This is a genomic window from Burkholderia sp. 28_3, assembly GCF_003253915.1.
Classification (GTDB): Bacteria; Pseudomonadota; Gammaproteobacteria; order Burkholderiales; family Burkholderiaceae; genus Burkholderia; species Burkholderia cenocepacia.
Genome location: NZ_QKZF01000013.1, coordinates 133,043 through 150,092 on the forward strand (window position 1 = coordinate 133,043; position 17,050 = coordinate 150,092).

General features: G+C 67.1%; 12 protein-coding genes. 9 read left to right on the top strand and 3 right to left on the bottom strand.

Features of this window, described 5'->3' with window-relative positions:
• Positions 1 to 277 precede the first annotated feature (277 nt).
• The 9 genes from DFS13_RS24990 to tssA all read left to right on the top strand — a co-directional run bounded on the left by DFS13_RS24990 (position 278) and on the right by tssA (position 10,947).
• The gene (locus DFS13_RS24990) at positions 278 to 904 is read left to right on the top strand and encodes a M48 family metallopeptidase (RefSeq protein WP_043204524.1); all 627 of its coding nucleotides are present in this window, start codon (positions 278 to 280) and stop codon (positions 902 to 904) included.
• 46 nt (positions 905 to 950) lie between these two features.
• Complete coding sequence (gene tssB, locus DFS13_RS24995) at positions 951 to 1,466, top strand: type VI secretion system contractile sheath small subunit (RefSeq protein ID WP_048986023.1); 516 nt, start codon at positions 951 to 953, stop codon at positions 1,464 to 1,466.
• Between the two features lie 15 nt (positions 1,467 to 1,481).
• Entirely contained in the window at positions 1,482 to 2,972 is a 1,491-nt protein-coding gene (gene tssC / locus DFS13_RS25000) for a type VI secretion system contractile sheath large subunit (protein WP_006484397.1), read from the top strand.
• Between the two features lie 70 nt (positions 2,973 to 3,042).
• Complete coding sequence (locus DFS13_RS25005; protein WP_006477093.1) at positions 3,043 to 3,546, top strand: type VI secretion system tube protein Hcp; 504 nt, start codon at positions 3,043 to 3,045, stop codon at positions 3,544 to 3,546.
• Positions 3,547 to 3,608: 62 nt separating this feature from the next.
• Positions 3,609 to 4,094 (top strand): type VI secretion system baseplate subunit TssE, encoded by a 486-nt coding sequence (gene tssE, locus DFS13_RS25010; protein WP_006477092.1) that lies wholly within the window; start codon positions 3,609 to 3,611, stop codon positions 4,092 to 4,094.
• Positions 4,095 to 4,170: 76 nt separating this feature from the next.
• Entirely contained in the window at positions 4,171 to 6,006 is a 1,836-nt protein-coding gene (gene tssF / locus DFS13_RS25015) for a type VI secretion system baseplate subunit TssF (RefSeq protein ID WP_006494422.1), read from the top strand.
• Positions 5,970 to 7,070 carry a type VI secretion system baseplate subunit TssG gene (gene tssG, locus DFS13_RS25020; RefSeq protein WP_058901209.1) on the top strand — a complete coding sequence of 367 codons (1,101 nt, stop codon included), beginning with the start codon at positions 5,970 to 5,972 and terminating at the stop codon, positions 7,068 to 7,070. The genes tssF and tssG overlap by 37 nt, the downstream gene beginning before the upstream one ends.
• Positions 7,071 to 7,111: 41 nt before the next feature.
• Positions 7,112 to 9,781 carry a type VI secretion system ATPase TssH gene (gene tssH, locus DFS13_RS25025; protein WP_111442237.1) on the top strand — a complete coding sequence of 890 codons (2,670 nt, stop codon included), beginning with the start codon at positions 7,112 to 7,114 and terminating at the stop codon, positions 9,779 to 9,781.
• Positions 9,782 to 9,825: 44 nt separating this feature from the next.
• Entirely contained in the window at positions 9,826 to 10,947 is a 1,122-nt protein-coding gene (tssA, locus tag DFS13_RS25030) for a type VI secretion system protein TssA (protein ID WP_006494418.1), read from the top strand.
• 93 nt (positions 10,948 to 11,040) lie between these two features.
• Here tssA and DFS13_RS25035 read toward each other — a convergent pair whose 3' ends face one another.
• Genes DFS13_RS25035 through tssM form a run of 3 tightly spaced genes read right to left on the bottom strand, consistent with a single transcriptional unit; the run spans position 11,041 to position 16,926 of the window.
• Positions 11,041 to 11,991, bottom strand: a complete 951-nt coding sequence (locus DFS13_RS25035) for an OmpA family protein (protein ID WP_006494417.1) — start codon at positions 11,989 to 11,991, stop codon at positions 11,041 to 11,043.
• Positions 11,992 to 11,995: 4 nt separating this feature from the next.
• A complete protein-coding gene (gene tagF / locus DFS13_RS25040) occupies positions 11,996 to 12,985 on the bottom strand; it encodes a type VI secretion system-associated protein TagF (protein ID WP_006483243.1) in 990 nt (329 codons plus the stop codon).
• Positions 12,982 to 16,926, bottom strand: a complete 3,945-nt coding sequence (tssM, locus tag DFS13_RS25045; RefSeq protein ID WP_034201072.1) for a type VI secretion system membrane subunit TssM — start codon at positions 16,924 to 16,926, stop codon at positions 12,982 to 12,984. Before tssM ends, tagF begins: the two co-directional genes overlap by 4 nt.
• Positions 16,927 to 17,050: the final 124 nt, after the last annotated feature.

Here is a 17,050-nt window from a genome sequence, read left to right on the forward strand (position 1 = left end):
CACGCCCGCGTCAGGCGAGCATCCGGAAATTTTTTCCGCCATCCGGGCGGCGCGTCGTGCAACCAGTAAAACTTGCGCATTCCGGTCGAAAGAAAAACCGCTGCGAGCCCGCAGCGAGCGGCCATTCGAGGGGGTAGCGCCTGGTTTTAAAAGGAATTACTCTTCACACGACGATTGAATTATGAAAAATTGATCGGTACTATACCCGCGCGCTTCTTGCAAAGCAAAAGAACCAGATTCTCAACGATTTAAAACTCACGCGCCGGTGGATATAACGATGAAAGACCGTCTCTTCGCAAAACTGTCTGGGGTAGTGGTGGCTTGCGGCGTGATCGCCGGTTGTGCGAGCCAGCCTCCCGCGCCGCCGACTGCGGAAGTGTTCAACAAGTCGCTGGCCGATGCAGACGCCGTCGCGAAGGCGGGGGACCAGGACAAGGCGCTCGGCCTGTACCAGCAACTCGCGAAGTCGGACCCGACGCGCGAGGAACCGTGGTCGCGCATCGCGCAAATCCAGTTCGCACAAAACCATTACGGGCAGGCGATCGTCGCCGCCCAGGAAGCGCTGCAGCGCGACGCGACCGATCGTCAGGCGAAGAGCGTGCTGGCCGTCGCCGGCCTGCGGATCGCGACGCAGTCGCTCGGCGAGCTGCGCCAGGATGCATCGCTCGCGGGCGATGCGAAGTCCGACGCGCAGGCGCTCGCGAAGCAGTTGCGCGACACGCTCGGCGAATCGGCGCTGTTTCCGCCAGAAACCAAGATCGCGAAACCGCGCCCGCCGCGCCGCGTCGTCCATCGTGCGAAGGCCGCGGCCGCACCGGCGGCCGAAGCGGCCGCGAGCGCCGCCCCGACGCCGCCCGCGGCGCAAAAGGGCAGCGCGGATCCGTTCGGCGCACTGCGCAACTGAAACCGCAACTGACGCGATAACCACAACTAACCTGGGAGCCGTCGAGATGGCCAAGAAAGAAAGCATTCAGAAAAGCTTGCAGAAAATACGGCCGCCGCGCGTCCAGCTGACCTACGAGGTCGAGAAGGGCGATGCGATCGAGGTGAAGGAACTGCCGTTCGTCGTCGGGGTCGTCGGCGATCTGGCGGGCCAGTCCGAAATCGAGCAGCCGAAGCTGCGCGACCGCAAGTTCGTCAATATCGACCGCGACAATTTCGACGACGTGATGAAGGCGATCGAGCCGCGCGCCGCTTTCCAGGTGGAAAACCGCCTGAGCCCGGAAGGCGGCAAGTTCGCGGTCGACCTGAAGTTCCGCTCGCTGTCGGATTTCAGCCCGGACGAAGTCGTCGGACAGGTCGAGCCGCTGCGCCGCCTGCTCGAGGCGCGCTCGAAGCTCGCCGACCTGCGCAACAAGCTTGCCGGCAACGACAAGCTCGAGGATCTGCTGTCCGAGGTGCTGAAGAACACGCAGCAGCTGCAGGAGCTCGCGAAGGGCACCGGCGGCGACAAAGACGGCGAATGACGACGGAGTGTTGAGATGAACCAGCAAACGGCTGCGGCCCAAGCGAGCGGCGCGGAATACGCCGCCGGGACTTCGTTGCTCGACGACATCGTCGAGAAGAGCAAGGTCGCGAAATCCGATTCCGAGCATGCGCGTGCGAAGGACCTGATCGGCGAGCTCGTGCACCAGGTGCTCGACGGCACGGTGATCGTGTCGGACAACCTGTCGGCCACGATCGACGCGCGCGTCGCGGAACTCGACCGCCTGATTTCCACGCAGCTTTCCGCGGTGATGCACGCGCCGGAATTCCAGCGCCTCGAAAGCACGTGGCGCGGGCTGGACTATCTGGTCAAGGAAAGCAACACGGGCCAGACGATCAAGATCAAGGCGCTGCACGCGCCGAAGCGCGACCTCGTGCGCGATTTCAAGGGCGCGAGCGAGTTCGACCAGAGCGCGCTGTTCAAGAAGGTCTACGAAGAGGAATTCGGCACGTTCGGCGGTTCGCCGTTCGGTGCGCTGATCGGCGATTACGAGATCTCGCGCCAGCCGGAAGACATGTATTTCATCGAGCAGATGTCGCACGTCGCGGCGGCCGCGCATGCGCCGTTCATCGCGTCGGCGTCGCCGGAGCTGCTCGGCCTCGAGTCGTTCTCCGACCTCGGCAAGCCGCGCGACCTCGGCAAGGTGTTCGACACCGTCGAATACGCGAAGTGGAAATCGTTCCGCGACGCCGAGGATTCCCGCTACGTCGGCCTGACGCTGCCGCGCTTCCTCGGCCGCCTGCCGTTCAATCCGAAGGACGGCCAGACCGCGGAGAACTTCAACTTCGTCGAGGACGTCGACGGCACCGACCACGACAAGTACCTGTGGTGCAACGCGGCATGGGCCTTCGCGGCACGCCTGACGGCCGCGTTCGACGACTTCGGCTGGTGCGCGGCGATCCGCGGCGTCGAAGGCGGCGGCCTCGTCGAGGATCTGCCGACCCACACGTTCAAGACCGACGACGGTGAAGTCGCGCTGAAGTGCCCGACCGAAATCGCGATCACCGATCGCCGCGAGAAGGAGCTGAGCGACCTCGGCTTCATCCCGCTCGTCCATTGCAAGAACTCAGATTACGCCGCGTTCTTCGCTGCGCAGTCGGTGCAGAAGCCGAAAAAGTACAGCACCGACAGCGCGAATGCGAACGCCGTCCTGTCCGCCCAGCTTCAGTACATCTTCTCGGTATCGCGCGTCGCGCACTACCTGAAGGCGATGATGCGGGACAAGATCGGCAGCTTCGCATCGGCGCAGAACGTGGAGACTTTCCTCAACCGGTGGATTTCGCAGTACGTCCTGCTCGACGACAACGCCTCGCAGGAACAGAAAGCGCAATTCCCGCTGCGCGAGGCATCCATACAAGTGTCGGAGATTCCGGGCAAGCCGGGCTCGTATCGTTCGGTCGCGTTCCTGCGTCCGCACTTTCAGCTCGACGAACTCTCGATTTCTCTGCGACTTGTCGCTGATCTGCCCAAACCGGCAAATTCATAAGCGAGTAAATCGCCCGGGCGGGCCGCCTGGGTAGGACGTTAAAACCACCTCTTTGGGGAGTCGAAGGGCCATGTTACATATGCACTTGCAGTTTGGTAGTCCCGCGGTGAAGGGCGAATCCGCGGACAAGGACCATCAGGGCTGGATCGAACTGAAATCGTGGGATCACTCGATCGTTCAGCCGCGTTCGGCAACCGCATCGACCGCTGGCGGTCACACGATGACGCGTTGCGAGCACGGCGACATGATCTTCACGAAGGAAATCGATTCGTCGAGCCCGCTGCTGTACCAGCACGCTTCGGGCGGTACCACGTTCGACGAAGTGACGGTCCATTTCTCGCGCGCGGACGGTGAAGGCAAGCGCGTGCAGTATCTGGAAGTCAAGCTCAAATACGTGATCATCTCGAGCATCGCCCCGAGCGTCCGCGAGGAAGGTCTGCCCCTCGAGACGTTCTCGCTGAAGTACGCAGCCGTGCAGTGGAAGCAAACCCAGCAGAAGATCGGCGGCAACCAGGGCGGCAACACGCAAGGCGCCTGGAGCCTGACGAAGAACGACAAGACCTACGCGGTCTAAGGTCGGTTGCGGCAACGGGGCGCTCGGCGTCCCGTTGCCGTTTTCGCTGTCAACACCGGCCGATGAAACGATTCGAACCCAGTTTTCTCGACAAGCTGTTCGACGACGAACCGCATCTGCCGGCCTCGGCCGCGATGCGGCAATTGTCGCTGGACGAGCTCAAGAACACGGTCGCCCGCGACGTCGAGGCGATCCTCAACACCCGTATCGCGCATACCGAGAACGAGCTGGCCGCGCTGCCGGAATGCCAGAAATCGGTGCTGACCTACGGGCTGAACGATTTCGCGGGGCTGAGCCTCGCGAGCCACTACGACCGCGCATTCATCTGCAAGTCGATCCAGCAGGCCATCGCGCGCCACGAGCCGCGCCTGCAGCAGGTGCAGGTGACGTTCGAGCTGAACGAGCAGGCCACCAACGCGCTGTACTTCGCGATCCAGGCGCTGCTCGTCGTGCACCCGGCCGAGGAGCCGGTGAGTTTCGACGCGATGCTGCAACCGTCGACGCTGCAGTATTCGGTCACGCGCGCACGCGCGGCACGCATGCAGTAAATCAAGCCGCCGAGCGGGCCGGACCGCCCGGTGGTGAATCAGGTCCGGCAGGAAATATTGAGGTTCGGGGTCGTCGATGGAAGAATTGCTGCCGTATTACGAACGCGAATTATCGTTTTTGCGGCGCTATTCGCGAGATTTCGCCGAACGCTATCCGAAGATCGCCGCGCGCCTCGCGCTGTCCGGCGAGCATTGCGAGGATCCGCACGTCGAGCGGATGATCGAGTCGTTCGCGCTGCTCGGCGCGCGCATCAACAAGAAGCTCGACGACGACTACCCCGAATTCACCGAAGCGCTGCTGGAAGTGCTGTATCCGCACTATCTGCGGCCGTTCCCGTCGTGTTCGATCGCGCAGTTCACGCCGGCTTCGCCCGGCCAGCAGACCGAACCGGTCGTGATCGAGCGCGGCACCGAGCTGAAGAGCCGTCCGATCCGCGGCGTGCAATGCCGGTTCCGTACCGCCTACGACGTGACGCTCGCGCCGATCCGCATCTCGGAAGCACGCTATACGCCGGTCGCGCTCGCGCCGAGCGCGACGGTGCTGCCGTCGAACGCGACGGGCGTGATCTCGATCACGTTCGAATCGCTCGCCGCGCAGCTCGATCTCGGCGCGCTGAAGCTGTCGACGCTGCGCGCGCACCTGCACGGCGAGCAGTCGTTCGTCGCCGCGCTCACCGACTGCCTGTTCGTCAACGTGCTCGGCGCGTACGTCGAGCCCGAACGCAACGGCCGCTGGACCGCGCTGCGCAAGCTGCCGATCGCGCAGGCCGGCTTCGCCGAGGACGACGCGCTGATCGACTATCCGGCGAAATCGCATCCCGCATACCGGCTGCTCACCGAATACTTCGCGTTCCCCGACAAGTTCGATTTCGTCGACTTCGACCTCGCGGCGATCGCGCGCGCGTCGGGCCGCTGCCAGCGCGCGACGCTGCATCTGGTGCTGCAGGACGTGCGCAGCGATTCGCACGTCGCGCGCCTGCTCGAATTGCTGACGGCGAGCCATTTCCGGCTGTTCTGCACGCCGATCGTGAACCTGTTCCGCCAGCACGGCGAGCCGATCCGCATCACGCACCGCGCGGTGTCGTATCCGGTGATCGCCGAGGCGCGGCGCGCGTTCGCGTACGAGGTGTACTCGATCGACTCGGTGAAGCTCGTCCGGCAGCAGGCGCACGAGGAATCGGTGATCGAGTTCCGGCCGTTCTATTCGCTGCATCACGGCGAAGCGGCGCGGATCGGCCACTACTGGTTCGCGCGGCGCAACGACTGGGTCGCACAGAAGAGCCCCGGCTACGAAACCGAGATCTCGATCGTCGACATCGACTTCGAGCCGACGTCGCCGCAGACCGACACGCTGAGCCTCGATCTCACCTGCACGAACCGCGACCTGCCTGCCATGCTGGCGTTCGGCCTCGAAGGCGGCGACCTGTTCCAGGAAGGCGGCGCGCAGACGAGCGGCATTTCGCTGCTGCGTCGCCCGACGCAGAGCGTGCGCTTCGAGCGCGGCCGCGCCGCGCACTGGCGGCTCGTGTCGCACCTCGCGCTCAACCACGTATCGCTCGTCGCGCACGGCCTCGCACCGCTGAAGGAAATGCTGACGCTGTACGACCTGCGACGCACGGCGGTGTCGATGCGCCAGATCGACGGCCTGGTCGGCGTCGAGCAGCGCGGCGCCGTGCAGTGGCTGCCCGGCAAGCCGTTCGCGACCTTCGTGCGCGGCATCGAGATCCGGCTGACGATCGACGAGGAACACTTCGTCGGCGCGAGCCTCGCGTCCTTCGTGCGCGTGCTCGACAGCTTCTTCGGGCTGTACGTCCACCTCAACAGTTTCGTTCAATTGGTCGTCGTGTCGAAGCGCACCGGCGAGGAGATCATTCGATGCAAGCCCCGAACCGGCGAATCGATCCTGGCGTAGTCGACGCGCTGCTCGACGAGCCGCACCGCTTCGAGTTCTTCCAGGCGGTGCGCGTGCTCGAAGGGCTGTTTGCGCGGCAGGCGTCGGATGCGCCCGGCGCGTGGCGGCAGGGCGACGTGGTCGCGCAGCGCATCGCATTCCGCAACACGCTGTCGCTCGGCTTTCCGCCGAGCGAGATCGAAGGCGCGCGCTCGTTCGACGACGACGGCGCGTCGCTGAGTTCGGGCGAGCAGCGCGGCGCCGCGCTGGCCGCCGGCGAGCTCGGCCGCGTCGAACTGACGCCCGCGTTCTTCGGGCTGCTCGGCGGGCAGGGCGCGCTGCCGCTGCACTACACCGAGCAGATCGTCGCGCGCGAGCATCTGCGGCGCGACCATGCGGCGCGCGCGTTCTTCGACGTGTTCTCGAACCGCGCGACCGCGCTGTTCTACGCGGCGTGGAAGAAATACCGGCTGCCGTTCCACTACGAGCTCGACCGCGACGAGCGCTACCTGCCGCTGTTGCTCGCGATCGCGGGCGTGCCGAGCGACGAGGTGCGCGACAGCCTCGCGGCCGGCGCGGGCGGCGTGCTCGACGAGGCCGTGGCCGGCTACGCGCTCGCCGCGCGGCACCGGCCGATGTCGGCCGCCTACCTGCAGCGCACGCTGTCCGATTACTTCCGCGTGCCGGTGAAGATCGACCAGTTCGTCGGCAAGTGGTACGACGTGCCGCCCGATCAGCTGAGCGTGCTCGGCGAAGTCAACGCGGTGCTCGGCGCGACGGCGCTCGTCGGCGAGCGCGTGTGGCAGCGCGACATGCGCGCGCGAATCGTCGTCGGCCCGCTGTCCAAGCGCGACTACGAGGCGTTCCTGCCCGGCGGCGCGCAGGCCGTTGCGCTCGAGCGGATGCTGACGCTGCTCGCCGGCGTCACGCTCGAATACGAGGTGAAGCTCGTGCTGAAGCGCACCGAGGTCGGCGCGAGCGTGCTCGGCGCGGGCTCGCGGCTCGGCTGGGATGCGTTCCTGTGCACGCGCGACGCGGCCGAGGACCGTTCGGACGCCCGCTACGAACTGCACGTGATTCACTGAGACCCTAACAACAACACGCAATCGAACCTGAGATCGACGCCATGAGCACGCCTCTGAAGACCCTGATCACGAAACTGAACCCGCTGTGCCGCCACGCGACCGAGCGGGCGGCGAGCGCGTGCCTGGCGCGCGGCCACTACGAGGTCGATCTGGAACACCTGTTCCTTGCGTTGCTCGACGAGGCGACGGGCGACCTGCCGCTCGCGTTGCGCGCGAGCCGCGTCGATCCGCATGCGCTGCACGCCGATCTCGAACGCGAGCTCACGCGCCTGAAGACCGGCAACACGCGCACGCCGGTGTTCTCCGTCCATCTGATCGCGCTGTTCGAGCAGGCGTGGCTGATCGCGTCGCTCGATTCGCAGCTCGGCCGCATCCGGTCGGGTCACCTGCTGCTCGCGCTGCTGACCGCGCCGGATCTCGCGCAGTTCGCGCAACGGATGTCGTCGCGCTTCGCGGAAATGAACGTGACGGACCTGAAGCACAAGTTCGACGAAATCATGGCCGGTTCGAGCGAAGCCGAGCCGCGCCAGACGGACGACGAGGGCAGCGGCGTCGCGCCCGCCGCCGACGGCATGGCACCCGCGGCCGGCCCGTCGAAGACGCCCGCGCTCGACACGTACACGACCAACCTCACGCAGCGCGCCCGCGACGGCAAGATCGATCCGGTGATCGGCCGCGAAGCGGAGATCCGCCAGGCGATCGACATCCTGATGCGCCGTCGCCAGAACAACCCGATCATGACCGGCGAGGCCGGCGTCGGCAAAACGGCGGTCGTCGAAGGGCTCGCGCTGCGGATCGCGGCCGACGACGTGCCGCCGCCGTTGCGTGGCGTCGCGCTGCACGTGCTCGACATGGGGCTGCTGCAGGCCGGCGCGAGCGTGAAGGGCGAGTTCGAGAACCGGCTGAAGAGCGTGATCGACGAGGTGAAGAAGAGCGCGCATCCGATCATCCTGTTCATCGACGAGGCGCACACGATCATCGGCGCGGGCGGCCAGGCCGGCCAGAACGACGCGGCGAACCTGCTGAAGCCGGCGCTCGCGCGCGGCGAGCTGCGCACGATCGCCGCGACGACGTGGAGCGAATACAAGAAGTATTTCGAGAAGGATGCGGCGCTCGCGCGGCGCTTCCAGGTCGTGAAGGTCGAGGAGCCGAGCGAGCCGCTCGCGGCCGCGATGCTGCGCGGGATGTCGGGCCTGATGGAGAAGCACTTCAACGTGCGGATTCTCGACGACGCGATCACCGAGGCCGTGCGCCTGTCGCATCGCTACATCAGCGGCCGTCAGCTGCCGGACAAGGCGATCAGCGTGCTCGACACCGCGTGCGCGAAGGTCGCGCTCGCGCACAGCGCGACACCGGCGGCGATCGACGACACCAAGAAGCGCATCGAGCGGATCGATGCGGAAATCGCGTCGCTGGAGCGCGAGGTGGCGGGCGGCGCGGCGCATGACGAGCGGCTCGGCGAGCTGCGCGGCGCGCGTGACACGGCGCTCGAACAACTGGCAAAGGACGAGGAACGCTACGAAGCCGAGCGCGTGATCGTCGCCGAGATCACCGAGCTGCGCGATGCGCTCGACCGCGCACGCGGCCCGTCGGAAGACGGCCAGCCGGTCGACGTGCAGGCCACCCGCGACAAGCTCGCGGAGCGCGTCGCGGCGCTGCACGCGCTGCAAGGGGGCGAGCCGATGGTGCCGCTGCAGGTCGACGGCCACGTGGTCGCCGAGATCGTCGCCGCGTGGACCGGCATTCCGCTCGGCCGGATGGTGAAGGACGAGATCGACACCGTGCTGAACCTGCAGCCGCTGCTGACCGCGCGCGTGATCGGCCAGGACCATGCGCTGGAGGCGATCGCGCAGCGCGTGCGCACCGCGACCGCGAACCTCGAGGATCCGAACAAGCCGCGCGGCGTGTTCATGTTCGTCGGGCCGTCGGGCGTCGGCAAGACCGAGACGGCGCTGGCGCTGGCCGACATCCTGTACGGCGGCGAGCGCAAGATGGTCACGATCAACATGAGCGAGTACCAGGAAGCGCACAGCGTGTCGGGCCTGAAGGGCTCGCCGCCGGGCTACGTCGGGTACGGCGAAGGCGGCGTGCTGACCGAGGCCGTGCGCCGCAACCCGTATTCCGTCGTGCTGCTCGACGAAGTCGAGAAGGCGCACCCCGACGTGCTCGAAATGTTCTTCCAGGTGTTCGACAAGGGCACGATGGACGATGCGGAAGGGCGCGAGATCGACTTTCGCAACACGCTGATCATCCTGACCTCGAACGTCGGCTCGGCCGCGGTGATGCAGGCGTGCCTGAACAAGCCGGCCGAGGAACTGCCCGACCCGGACACGCTCGCCGAGACGCTGCGTCCGCAGTTGTACAAGACCTTCAAGCCGGCGTTCCTCGGCCGGATGAAGGTCGTGCCGTACTACCCGATTTCCGACGACGTGCTGGCCGAGATCATCGAGCTGAAGCTCGAACGCATCCGCCGCCGGATCGAAGCGAACCACAAGGCCGCGTTCGAGTGGGACGAGTCGCTCGTCGACGCGGTGCTCGCGCGCTGCACCGAGGTCGACTCGGGCGCCCGCAACGTCGACCACATCCTGAACGGCACGCTGCTGCCGGAGATCGCGGGCCACGTGCTGGGCCGGATCGCCGACGGCGCGGCCATCGCGCGCATCGCGGTGCGCGCGGACGAGGCCGGCGAATTCGCGTACACCGTCGAATGAGTCCCCGCACGCGACATCTCATGCATCAACGGATTCACTGAACCATGCCGATCAATCTCCCCGAGCTGCTGACGCCGATCAGCGAGGCGTCGCCCAGCGGCGACGACCTGCTGTTCTCGAACGAATTCGACGCGATCCAGGACGCGCGGCGCTACGACGACCCGACGCTCGACCAGGGCGAATGGGTGACCGAGATCAAGGAGGCCGACTGGGGCTTCGTCGTCGACCATGCGGGCGAGCTGCTGCGCACGCGCACGAAGGACCTGCGGCTCGCCGTGTGGCTGACCGAGGCGCTCGCGCTCGAGGACGGCATCACCGGCCTCACCGAAGGCTATGCGCTGCTCGAGGGTCTGTGCCGCGAGTTCTGGGACACCTTCCACCCGCTGCCCGAGGACGACGACATCGAGCACCGGCTCGGCAACGTCGCATGGCTGTCCGGTCGCACGGCCGAGCTGCTGCGCGCGGTGCCGCTGACCGACGGTGCATCGAATGCGTTCAGCACGCTCGACTGGGAAGTCGCGCAGCACGTCGCGCAGTCGATCAAGCGCGACCCCGAGCATGCGGACGACATCGCGCGCGGCAAGCCGTCGATCGAGCAGATCGACGCGTCGCGGCGCGTGACGTCGATCGCGTTCTACACGGCGCTGCTGGCGAACCTGAAGGCGTTCGAATTCGCGCTCGATGCGTTCGAGGAGCGGCTCGTCGAGCGCGCGGGCGATTCGGCGCCGAGCTTCCGGCAGGCGCGCGACGCGTTCGAGACCGTGTACCGGCTCGCCGAGCGCTTCGCGCGCGAACAGGGCTATACCGGCAGCGCGCCGCACACGCAGGCGGCGCAGCAGGCCCAGCCCGAGCGCATCGAGCCGGTGTTCGGCCAACCGATCCAGACCGAGGAGACTCACGTGCAGCAGCAGACCGCTTCGCGTCCTCCGGTGACGCAGACGATCGCCGGCATCCAGAACCGTGCGCAGGCCGTCGACCAGTTGCGTGCGGTGGCGCGCTATTTCCGTCAGACCGAGCCGCACAGCCCGGTCGCGTATCTCGCCGACAAAGCGGCCGAATGGGCCGACATGCCGCTGCACAAGTGGCTCGAGAGCGTCGTGAAGGACGACGGCTCGCTGTCGCATATTCGCGAACTGCTGGGCGTGCGGCCCGACGAGCAGTCGTAAACGCAAGACGGGCGGTGCATCGCTGCCGCCGCCCGTCGTATGCCGTGCCGCCGCCGCGCTCCGTCATGGAGACGGCGGCCGGTCGAGGTCCCGTTACTGCCCGACGCGGAATTCGATCCGCCGGTTCCGCGCCCGCCCGTCGGCCGTATCGTTCGGCGCGATCGGCTGATCCGGCCCGACGCCCGTCGTCGTCATCTGCTGCGGCGGAATGCTCTTCGTGATCAGGTAGCCCTTCACCGCATCCGCGCGCGCCTGGCTCAGCGCGATGTTCGACGTCCGGTTCCCCGAGTTGTCGGTGTGGCCGATGATGTCGACCGTGCGGTTCTGCATCTTCGCGAGCGCGGCCGCCATCTGGTCGAGGATCAACTTGCCCTGCGGCGTCAGCGTCGCGCTGCCGGTCTCGAACTCGATCGTCCGGTTCGCGAGCGTCTGGTCGAGCACGCCCTGCTCGGACGCCGACACGCGCAGCCCGTTCTTGATCGTGTACGTCGGGTTCAGCGTGTTCGCCATGTCGCTCGCGAGCTGCTGGCGCTGCGCCTCGTTGTGCACCTCGCCCTTCATCTCGATCTGCGTGCCGTTGATCTTCAACTGGCCCTTGCTGATCTGCTTGAGCTGCGCGCCGAGCAGTTTCTGCACGTTCGCGCTCCAGTTCGGCGGCGTCGCGACGTCGCCCACCTCGATCTGGTCGACGACGTTCGTCGCGCCGTAGGTATCGCGCAGCTTCTGCAGCACGGCGGCCTTGGTCGCCTCGTCGGGCACCTTGCCGCCGACCACCACCTGGCCGGGCGCCGCGTTCGCGGGCGGCGGCGTGAGCGTGCCGGCGGTGCCGTGCACCACCGTGCCGGACGCGCCGCCGGCGTTGGGGTTGGCCTGCGGCAGCGCGGTCGTCGCGACCGTGCCGTTGCCGACCGGCGTGACGGTCGCGCCGGTGTTCTGCGCGAAGGCCGCGCCGCTCGCGACGAGGCCGGCCGCGAACAGCGCGGCGAGGGCGGGCGAGACGGCGGCCGACAAGCGCGCGCGCCGGACCTGAATCGTGCGATGCATGCGGTCAGCCTCCGATGAACGCTTCGCGGAACGCGTCGATGGCGACGCGCAGCGAGAGTTGCGGTTGGTCGAGGTAGCTGACGAGCTTGCTGATCTGGTGATCGTTTTGCGCATGGGCGTCGATCCACTCGGGATCGTCGATGTCGATGTTGTGGGCGGCGTAGGTCTGCGGGTCGACGACGCTCAGCAGCGTCTTCGCCGACGCGCCGTTGAAGCCGATGACGAGCCGTTCGCGTTCGGCGATCGTGCCGATGAAGATCGCGAGCTCGAAGTCGGCCTGCGCGACGAACGGCGCGATCAGCTCGAGCCAGAACGCGGCGACGAGGCTGCGGTAGAACGGATCGACCGGCAGCGGCAGCGTGAGGCCGCGTTCGATGTGCGACGAACCGCTCTGCATCACCGGCCGCAGCAGCGAGCCGAGCGCGAGCATCGCGCCGCGCAGCCGCACCGGATGACCGCTTTCGAGCAGCATCTCCTGCAGGCCGTGCAGCGTCTGGTGTTCGACGAAATCGTTGAAGGTGCCGTCATGTGACGTGCCGGGGCCGCCGATGTCGATCGGCACCTGCGTGTCGCCGAGCGCCTGCAGCGCGCCGGGCGGCTCGTCCTTGCCGAGCAGCGGCGGGATCTGCGCGGCGACGCGCGACCACAGCCGCGCGAACGCGAGCGGGCTGCGCGCGAGGAACGCGACCGGCCGGTCGACCTCCAGCGCGGTGGCGCCGAGGAACGGGAAGCGGCGCATCGACACGTCGTGACTCGCGACCATGTGGCCCGCGATCGCGAGCTTGCTGCGCGAGCCGAGAAACGCGAAATGCATCGGCTTCGCATCCTCGTAGACGATCTTCCAGCGCGGATCTTCCGCGAGCAGCTCCAGCGCCTGCGCGATCCAGCGATCGAGCGTCTGCAGCAGTTGCGGATTGTGCGCGCTCTTCACGAAGTCGCCGCGCGACGGAATCTTGCCGAAGTAGGCGATTTGCGCCTGTACGGTTTGCGTCATTGCGCCCTCTGTGCATTCGTTGCGTTGGCGGCCGCGACCGCCGGCGCGGCGCCCGGCGTGCCGGTGCCGGCTTGCGTCGCGTTCTGCGCGGCGCCCGCGCTCGCGTCGGCGACCGACGACGGCAGCTGCAGGCCGCGCAGGCTTTGCTGCTGCGGCTGGTCGCCGCCACCGGCCGACGGTTGCGACGTGCTGATGATGCGCATCGTCACCGACACGTTCACGCTGCCCTGTGCCCACGTCAGGTCGAAGGTGCCGTCCGGACGGCGCTTGCGCTGCGCCGAGTTGATCAGCTTCTCGAGACCGTAGCGGCCCGGCTCGTTGACGAGCTGCACCGTGCGGCCGTCGAAGGTCGTCGCGGACAGCGTCGCGCCCGGCGAACCCTGCGGGTTCGGCCACACGAAGTTGGTCCACTGCGGCGGCGTGTTGCGGTAGCGCAGCTGCTGGCCGTCGATCGCGATCGTGTATTCCGTCGTGCCCGTGCTCGGTTGCGGCAGGATCTGGAACACGGTCTGCGGCTCGGCCGACGCGGCTGCGCTGCCGGCCGCGCCGCCCGCGAGCGGCGCGACCCAGCGGGCGAAGCCGTTGGTGAAGTCCGGCGTGAGTCCGATGCCCATGTCGCCCCACGTGCGGGCGGCGAGCGTGTCGCCGCGGCGCACCGCGAGCGGCCCGAGCGTCGTCCCGACGAACTTCGCGATCGAGCCGTCCGGACCGAACACCTGCGCGATCTCGCCGGCGCCGGCCTCGACCTTCGCGTTCGCGGCGAACGGGTACTTCGTCGCGAGCGAGCTCTGGAACGGCTGGTAGACCTGCGCGTTCCACACCTTGTTGACTTCGGCGCTGGCCGGCTGGATCACGACCGCGAACGCCTGCATCAGCGGCCGCACCAGCAGCGGACGCAGCGACTTGCGTTGCGAATCGGTCAGGCCCGTCAGCATCTGCTCGTCGACGAGCTTCAGCGAATCGGCGAGTTCCGAACCGCTGCCGTCGAGCGTCTGCTGCATCAGCTGGCGCGCGCCCGGCCCCGGGTCGCCCTGGTTCTTGATCACGTTGAAGCGCGTGCGGACCTTCGACAGCGACTCCATGTAGCCCTTCAGCATCGACGTGCCGTCGTGCGTCGCGACGATCCGCGCGAGCCCGACGAACTCCTGGCCGATCGGACCCATCGGCACCTCGGCCGGATTGCCGTTGATGTCGATGTTGGCTGCCGCCACCTGGCCGGCCTGCGAGCGCGAGAACAGCTGCTTGACCCAGTTCACGACGCCCGTCTGCGCCTTCTTGATCGTCACGTTCGCGAGCGACGGGTTGTCCCACGACGTCTGGTCGTACGCGGTCTCGAGGATCTTGCGGATCGGCGAATCCTGCGGGTCGCCGAGGCGGTTCATCCCGTCGACGGCCTGGCCGAAGCTGGTGAAGCCCTGTACCGCGATGCCCTGCATGAACTTCTGCCAGTGCTGCGCGTACTCGGTCTTGTACATGCCGACGAGCGTCTTCTGGATTTGCTCGGGGCTGCCCTCGAGCGTCAGGTCGTCCTGCGTCGACGTGTTGAGCACCCAGTCCTTCGCCTGCAGCTCCTTGGTCGCCGCATCGCGGATCGCCGGCTGCACGTAGTCGAACCACGCTTCACGCGTGAACGTGCCCGGAATCGCGTAGCTGCCTGCCACGAGCCCCTGGTTGCCGTCGCCGACGATGCGCGCGATGGTCATCGGCGCGAAGCGGGTCGACGCGCGGGCCTTGATTTCCTCGTAGACGCGCTGGCGGGCCGGCATGCCGCGCACCACGCGGCGCAGGTTCTCGCGCGTCTGGTCGACGAGCGCGAGGTTCGCGTCGATCATCGGCCAGTCGTTGTCGTTCACGCGGGACAGGTAGAACGAGATCATCCGCTCGGCGCTCCGGATCATCTCGTCGCGCGGCATGTTGCCGCGATTCGTCTCGAGCCAGCCGCGCCAGAAGCGGGCGAGCTGGTCGGTCAGGTGCGCCTGTTCGACGTGACGCTTGTCGGACAGCATCAGGTACGTCTTGAGCGCGTTGTACGCATCCTGCACGTTGGTTGGCGACGCGTCGCTGTAGAGGCCGCCTTGCGGGGCCGCCGCCTGTTGCGGTGCGGTGGCCGGCGCGGTGCCGGACGCGGCCGGCGCGGCGCCCGCCTGCGGGGCGGCGCCTGCCGCGTTCGTCGAGACCGGTATCGTGCCGCCCTGCACGGCGCCCGATTCGGGCGGGCGCGTCATCGGCACGAGCTGCTCGGGGTGCGCGTTCACGTCCTTCATGAACGACGCGAGGTTTTGCGAGACCGGCGCGAGCAGGATCTGGCGCACGCCGTTGTAGTACTCGGTCAGCAGATGCTGCTCGAGCCGGTCGCCCTGGTACAGGCCGAGCGACACCGACATCGGCTTGTCGCGGCGGAACTGTTCGAGCTGCTCGATCCGGTCCTCGAGGATGTCCATCGCCTGCAGGCGCGACTGCAGGTCGTTGCGGCCCTGCTGCAGGCGCGTGACGTTGTCGAGGTCGGCCTGCACGTTCGCGACCAGCTGCTGGTTGCCGATCGTCGACCAGGTCCAGCCGCCCAGCGCGAGCGCGAGCGCCGCGACGAAGCCGAAGAAGGTCGCGTAGCGCAGCCGCGTCTTGGTCGGGCTCGCGAACTGGCGCACCGTCTGGCGGTCCGCGAAGATCACCTTCGAGAACAGGTCACGCAGGAAGAAGCCGTTCTTCGAGAACGCACTGTGCGGTTTCGGCAGCGCATTCCCGTCGAGGCCGAAGCGGTGCGCGATGCGCTGCGCGGCCGCGCTGTTGGTTTCGCCTTCCTGCAGCGCGCTGGTGAAGTAGAAGCCGCGGAAGATCGGCTTGTACTGGAACGGGTTGTTCTCGAACAGCGTCGCGAGGAACGCGCGCAGCGACGGCTTGATCGTCGAGAATTCGAGCGGGAAGCTCAACTGGCCCGGCGACAGCTGGTTGCCGCGCGACAGCGACAGCTGCGCGACGCTGATTTCCTTCAGCCCTTCGTAGAGTTCCTCGAAGTGCGTGTCGAACTGCGCGACGACGTCGCGCTTGTCGTCGGGCTCGTAGGGCAGGGTGGCGCCCCACACGCGGTCGTACTCGTGCTTGTCGCTGCTGCTGAAGAATTCGGTGAAGCCGGTGATCAGGTCGGCCTTCGTGAACATCACGTAGACCGGCGCGAACACTTCCAGCTTTTCCGTCAGCTCCTGAACGCGCTGACGGAGGTTCTTCGCGAGGTTGATCGCGAATTCGGGGCGATTGCCGGTGAGTTCGGCGATGCTGGCCGTGACGATGATGCCGTTGATCGGCGCTTTCGGACGGTAGCGCTTGAGCAGCCCGAGGAAGCCGAGCCATTCGCTGCGGTCTTCCTCGTGCACCGAATAGCGGCCGGCCGTGTCGAGCAGGATCCCTTCGGTCGTGAAGAACCAGTCGCAGTTGCGCGTGCCGCCGATGCCGTGGATCACGGCGCTGTTCTTGTCCGCGAACGGGAACTGCAGGCCGGAATTGAGCACGGCGCTGCTCTTGCCCGCGGCCGGGTTGCCAATCACGATGTACCACGGCAGTTCGTACAGCGCGGAGCCGCCCGACACCTGGCCGATCTTCGACGTCTTGATCGTCTTCACCGCATCCGACAGGCGCGTGCGCAGCACGTCGAGGTCGGCCGTCTTCGCGTCCGGTGCGAGCGCGGCAGCGGCCGGCGCGGCGATCTTGCCGGTTTCCGCCTGCTCTTCCAGCACCTGGCCGAGCTGCTGGTTCGCACGCTTCACGCGCCAGCGGCGCCACAGCGCGACCACGAGCCACAGCGCGAGGATCGCCGCGAACGCGGTCGCCGCCCACAGGAGCGGCAGCTGCAACATGTCGGCGACGATGAACAGAATGGCCGCTAGCGCGACGATCCCGACGATCGAGAGCGTACGCGGATGAGTCAGCACGTTGAGGATGCGTTGCATAGGACGTTCAGGTTCCGGTGCGATTCGGTGAGGCGACGCAGGCGCGTCGAGCGGCAAGGGTGGCGCCGCGATGTGTCGCCATGCTGTCAAACGGGATGAAGGGGGCTGGCATCAATGCGCCCGC

What these genes read in the sequence shown, in the direction of transcription:
- DFS13_RS24990 (WP_043204524.1), top strand. Translation starts at nt 278, where the DNA reads ATGAAAGACCGTCTCTTCGCAAAACTGTCTGGGGTAGTGGTGGCTTGC.
- DFS13_RS25005 (WP_006477093.1), top strand. Translation starts at nt 3,043, where the DNA reads ATGTTACATATGCACTTGCAGTTTGGTAGTCCCGCGGTGAAGGGCGAA.
- tssE (WP_006477092.1), top strand. Translation starts at nt 3,609, where the DNA reads ATGAAACGATTCGAACCCAGTTTTCTCGACAAGCTGTTCGACGACGAA.
- tagF (WP_006483243.1), bottom strand. Translation starts at nt 12,985, where the DNA reads ATGACGCAAACCGTACAGGCGCAAATCGCCTACTTCGGCAAGATTCCG.
- tssG (WP_058901209.1), top strand. Translation starts at nt 5,970, where the DNA reads ATGCAAGCCCCGAACCGGCGAATCGATCCTGGCGTAGTCGACGCGCTG.
- tssF (WP_006494422.1), top strand. Translation starts at nt 4,171, where the DNA reads ATGGAAGAATTGCTGCCGTATTACGAACGCGAATTATCGTTTTTGCGG.
- tssM (WP_034201072.1), bottom strand. Translation starts at nt 16,926, where the DNA reads ATGCAACGCATCCTCAACGTGCTGACTCATCCGCGTACGCTCTCGATC.
- tssH (WP_111442237.1), top strand. Translation starts at nt 7,112, where the DNA reads ATGAGCACGCCTCTGAAGACCCTGATCACGAAACTGAACCCGCTGTGC.
- DFS13_RS25035 (WP_006494417.1), bottom strand. Translation starts at nt 11,991, where the DNA reads ATGCATCGCACGATTCAGGTCCGGCGCGCGCGCTTGTCGGCCGCCGTC.
- tssB (WP_048986023.1), top strand. Translation starts at nt 951, where the DNA reads ATGGCCAAGAAAGAAAGCATTCAGAAAAGCTTGCAGAAAATACGGCCG.
- tssA (WP_006494418.1), top strand. Translation starts at nt 9,826, where the DNA reads ATGCCGATCAATCTCCCCGAGCTGCTGACGCCGATCAGCGAGGCGTCG.
- tssC (WP_006484397.1), top strand. Translation starts at nt 1,482, where the DNA reads ATGAACCAGCAAACGGCTGCGGCCCAAGCGAGCGGCGCGGAATACGCC.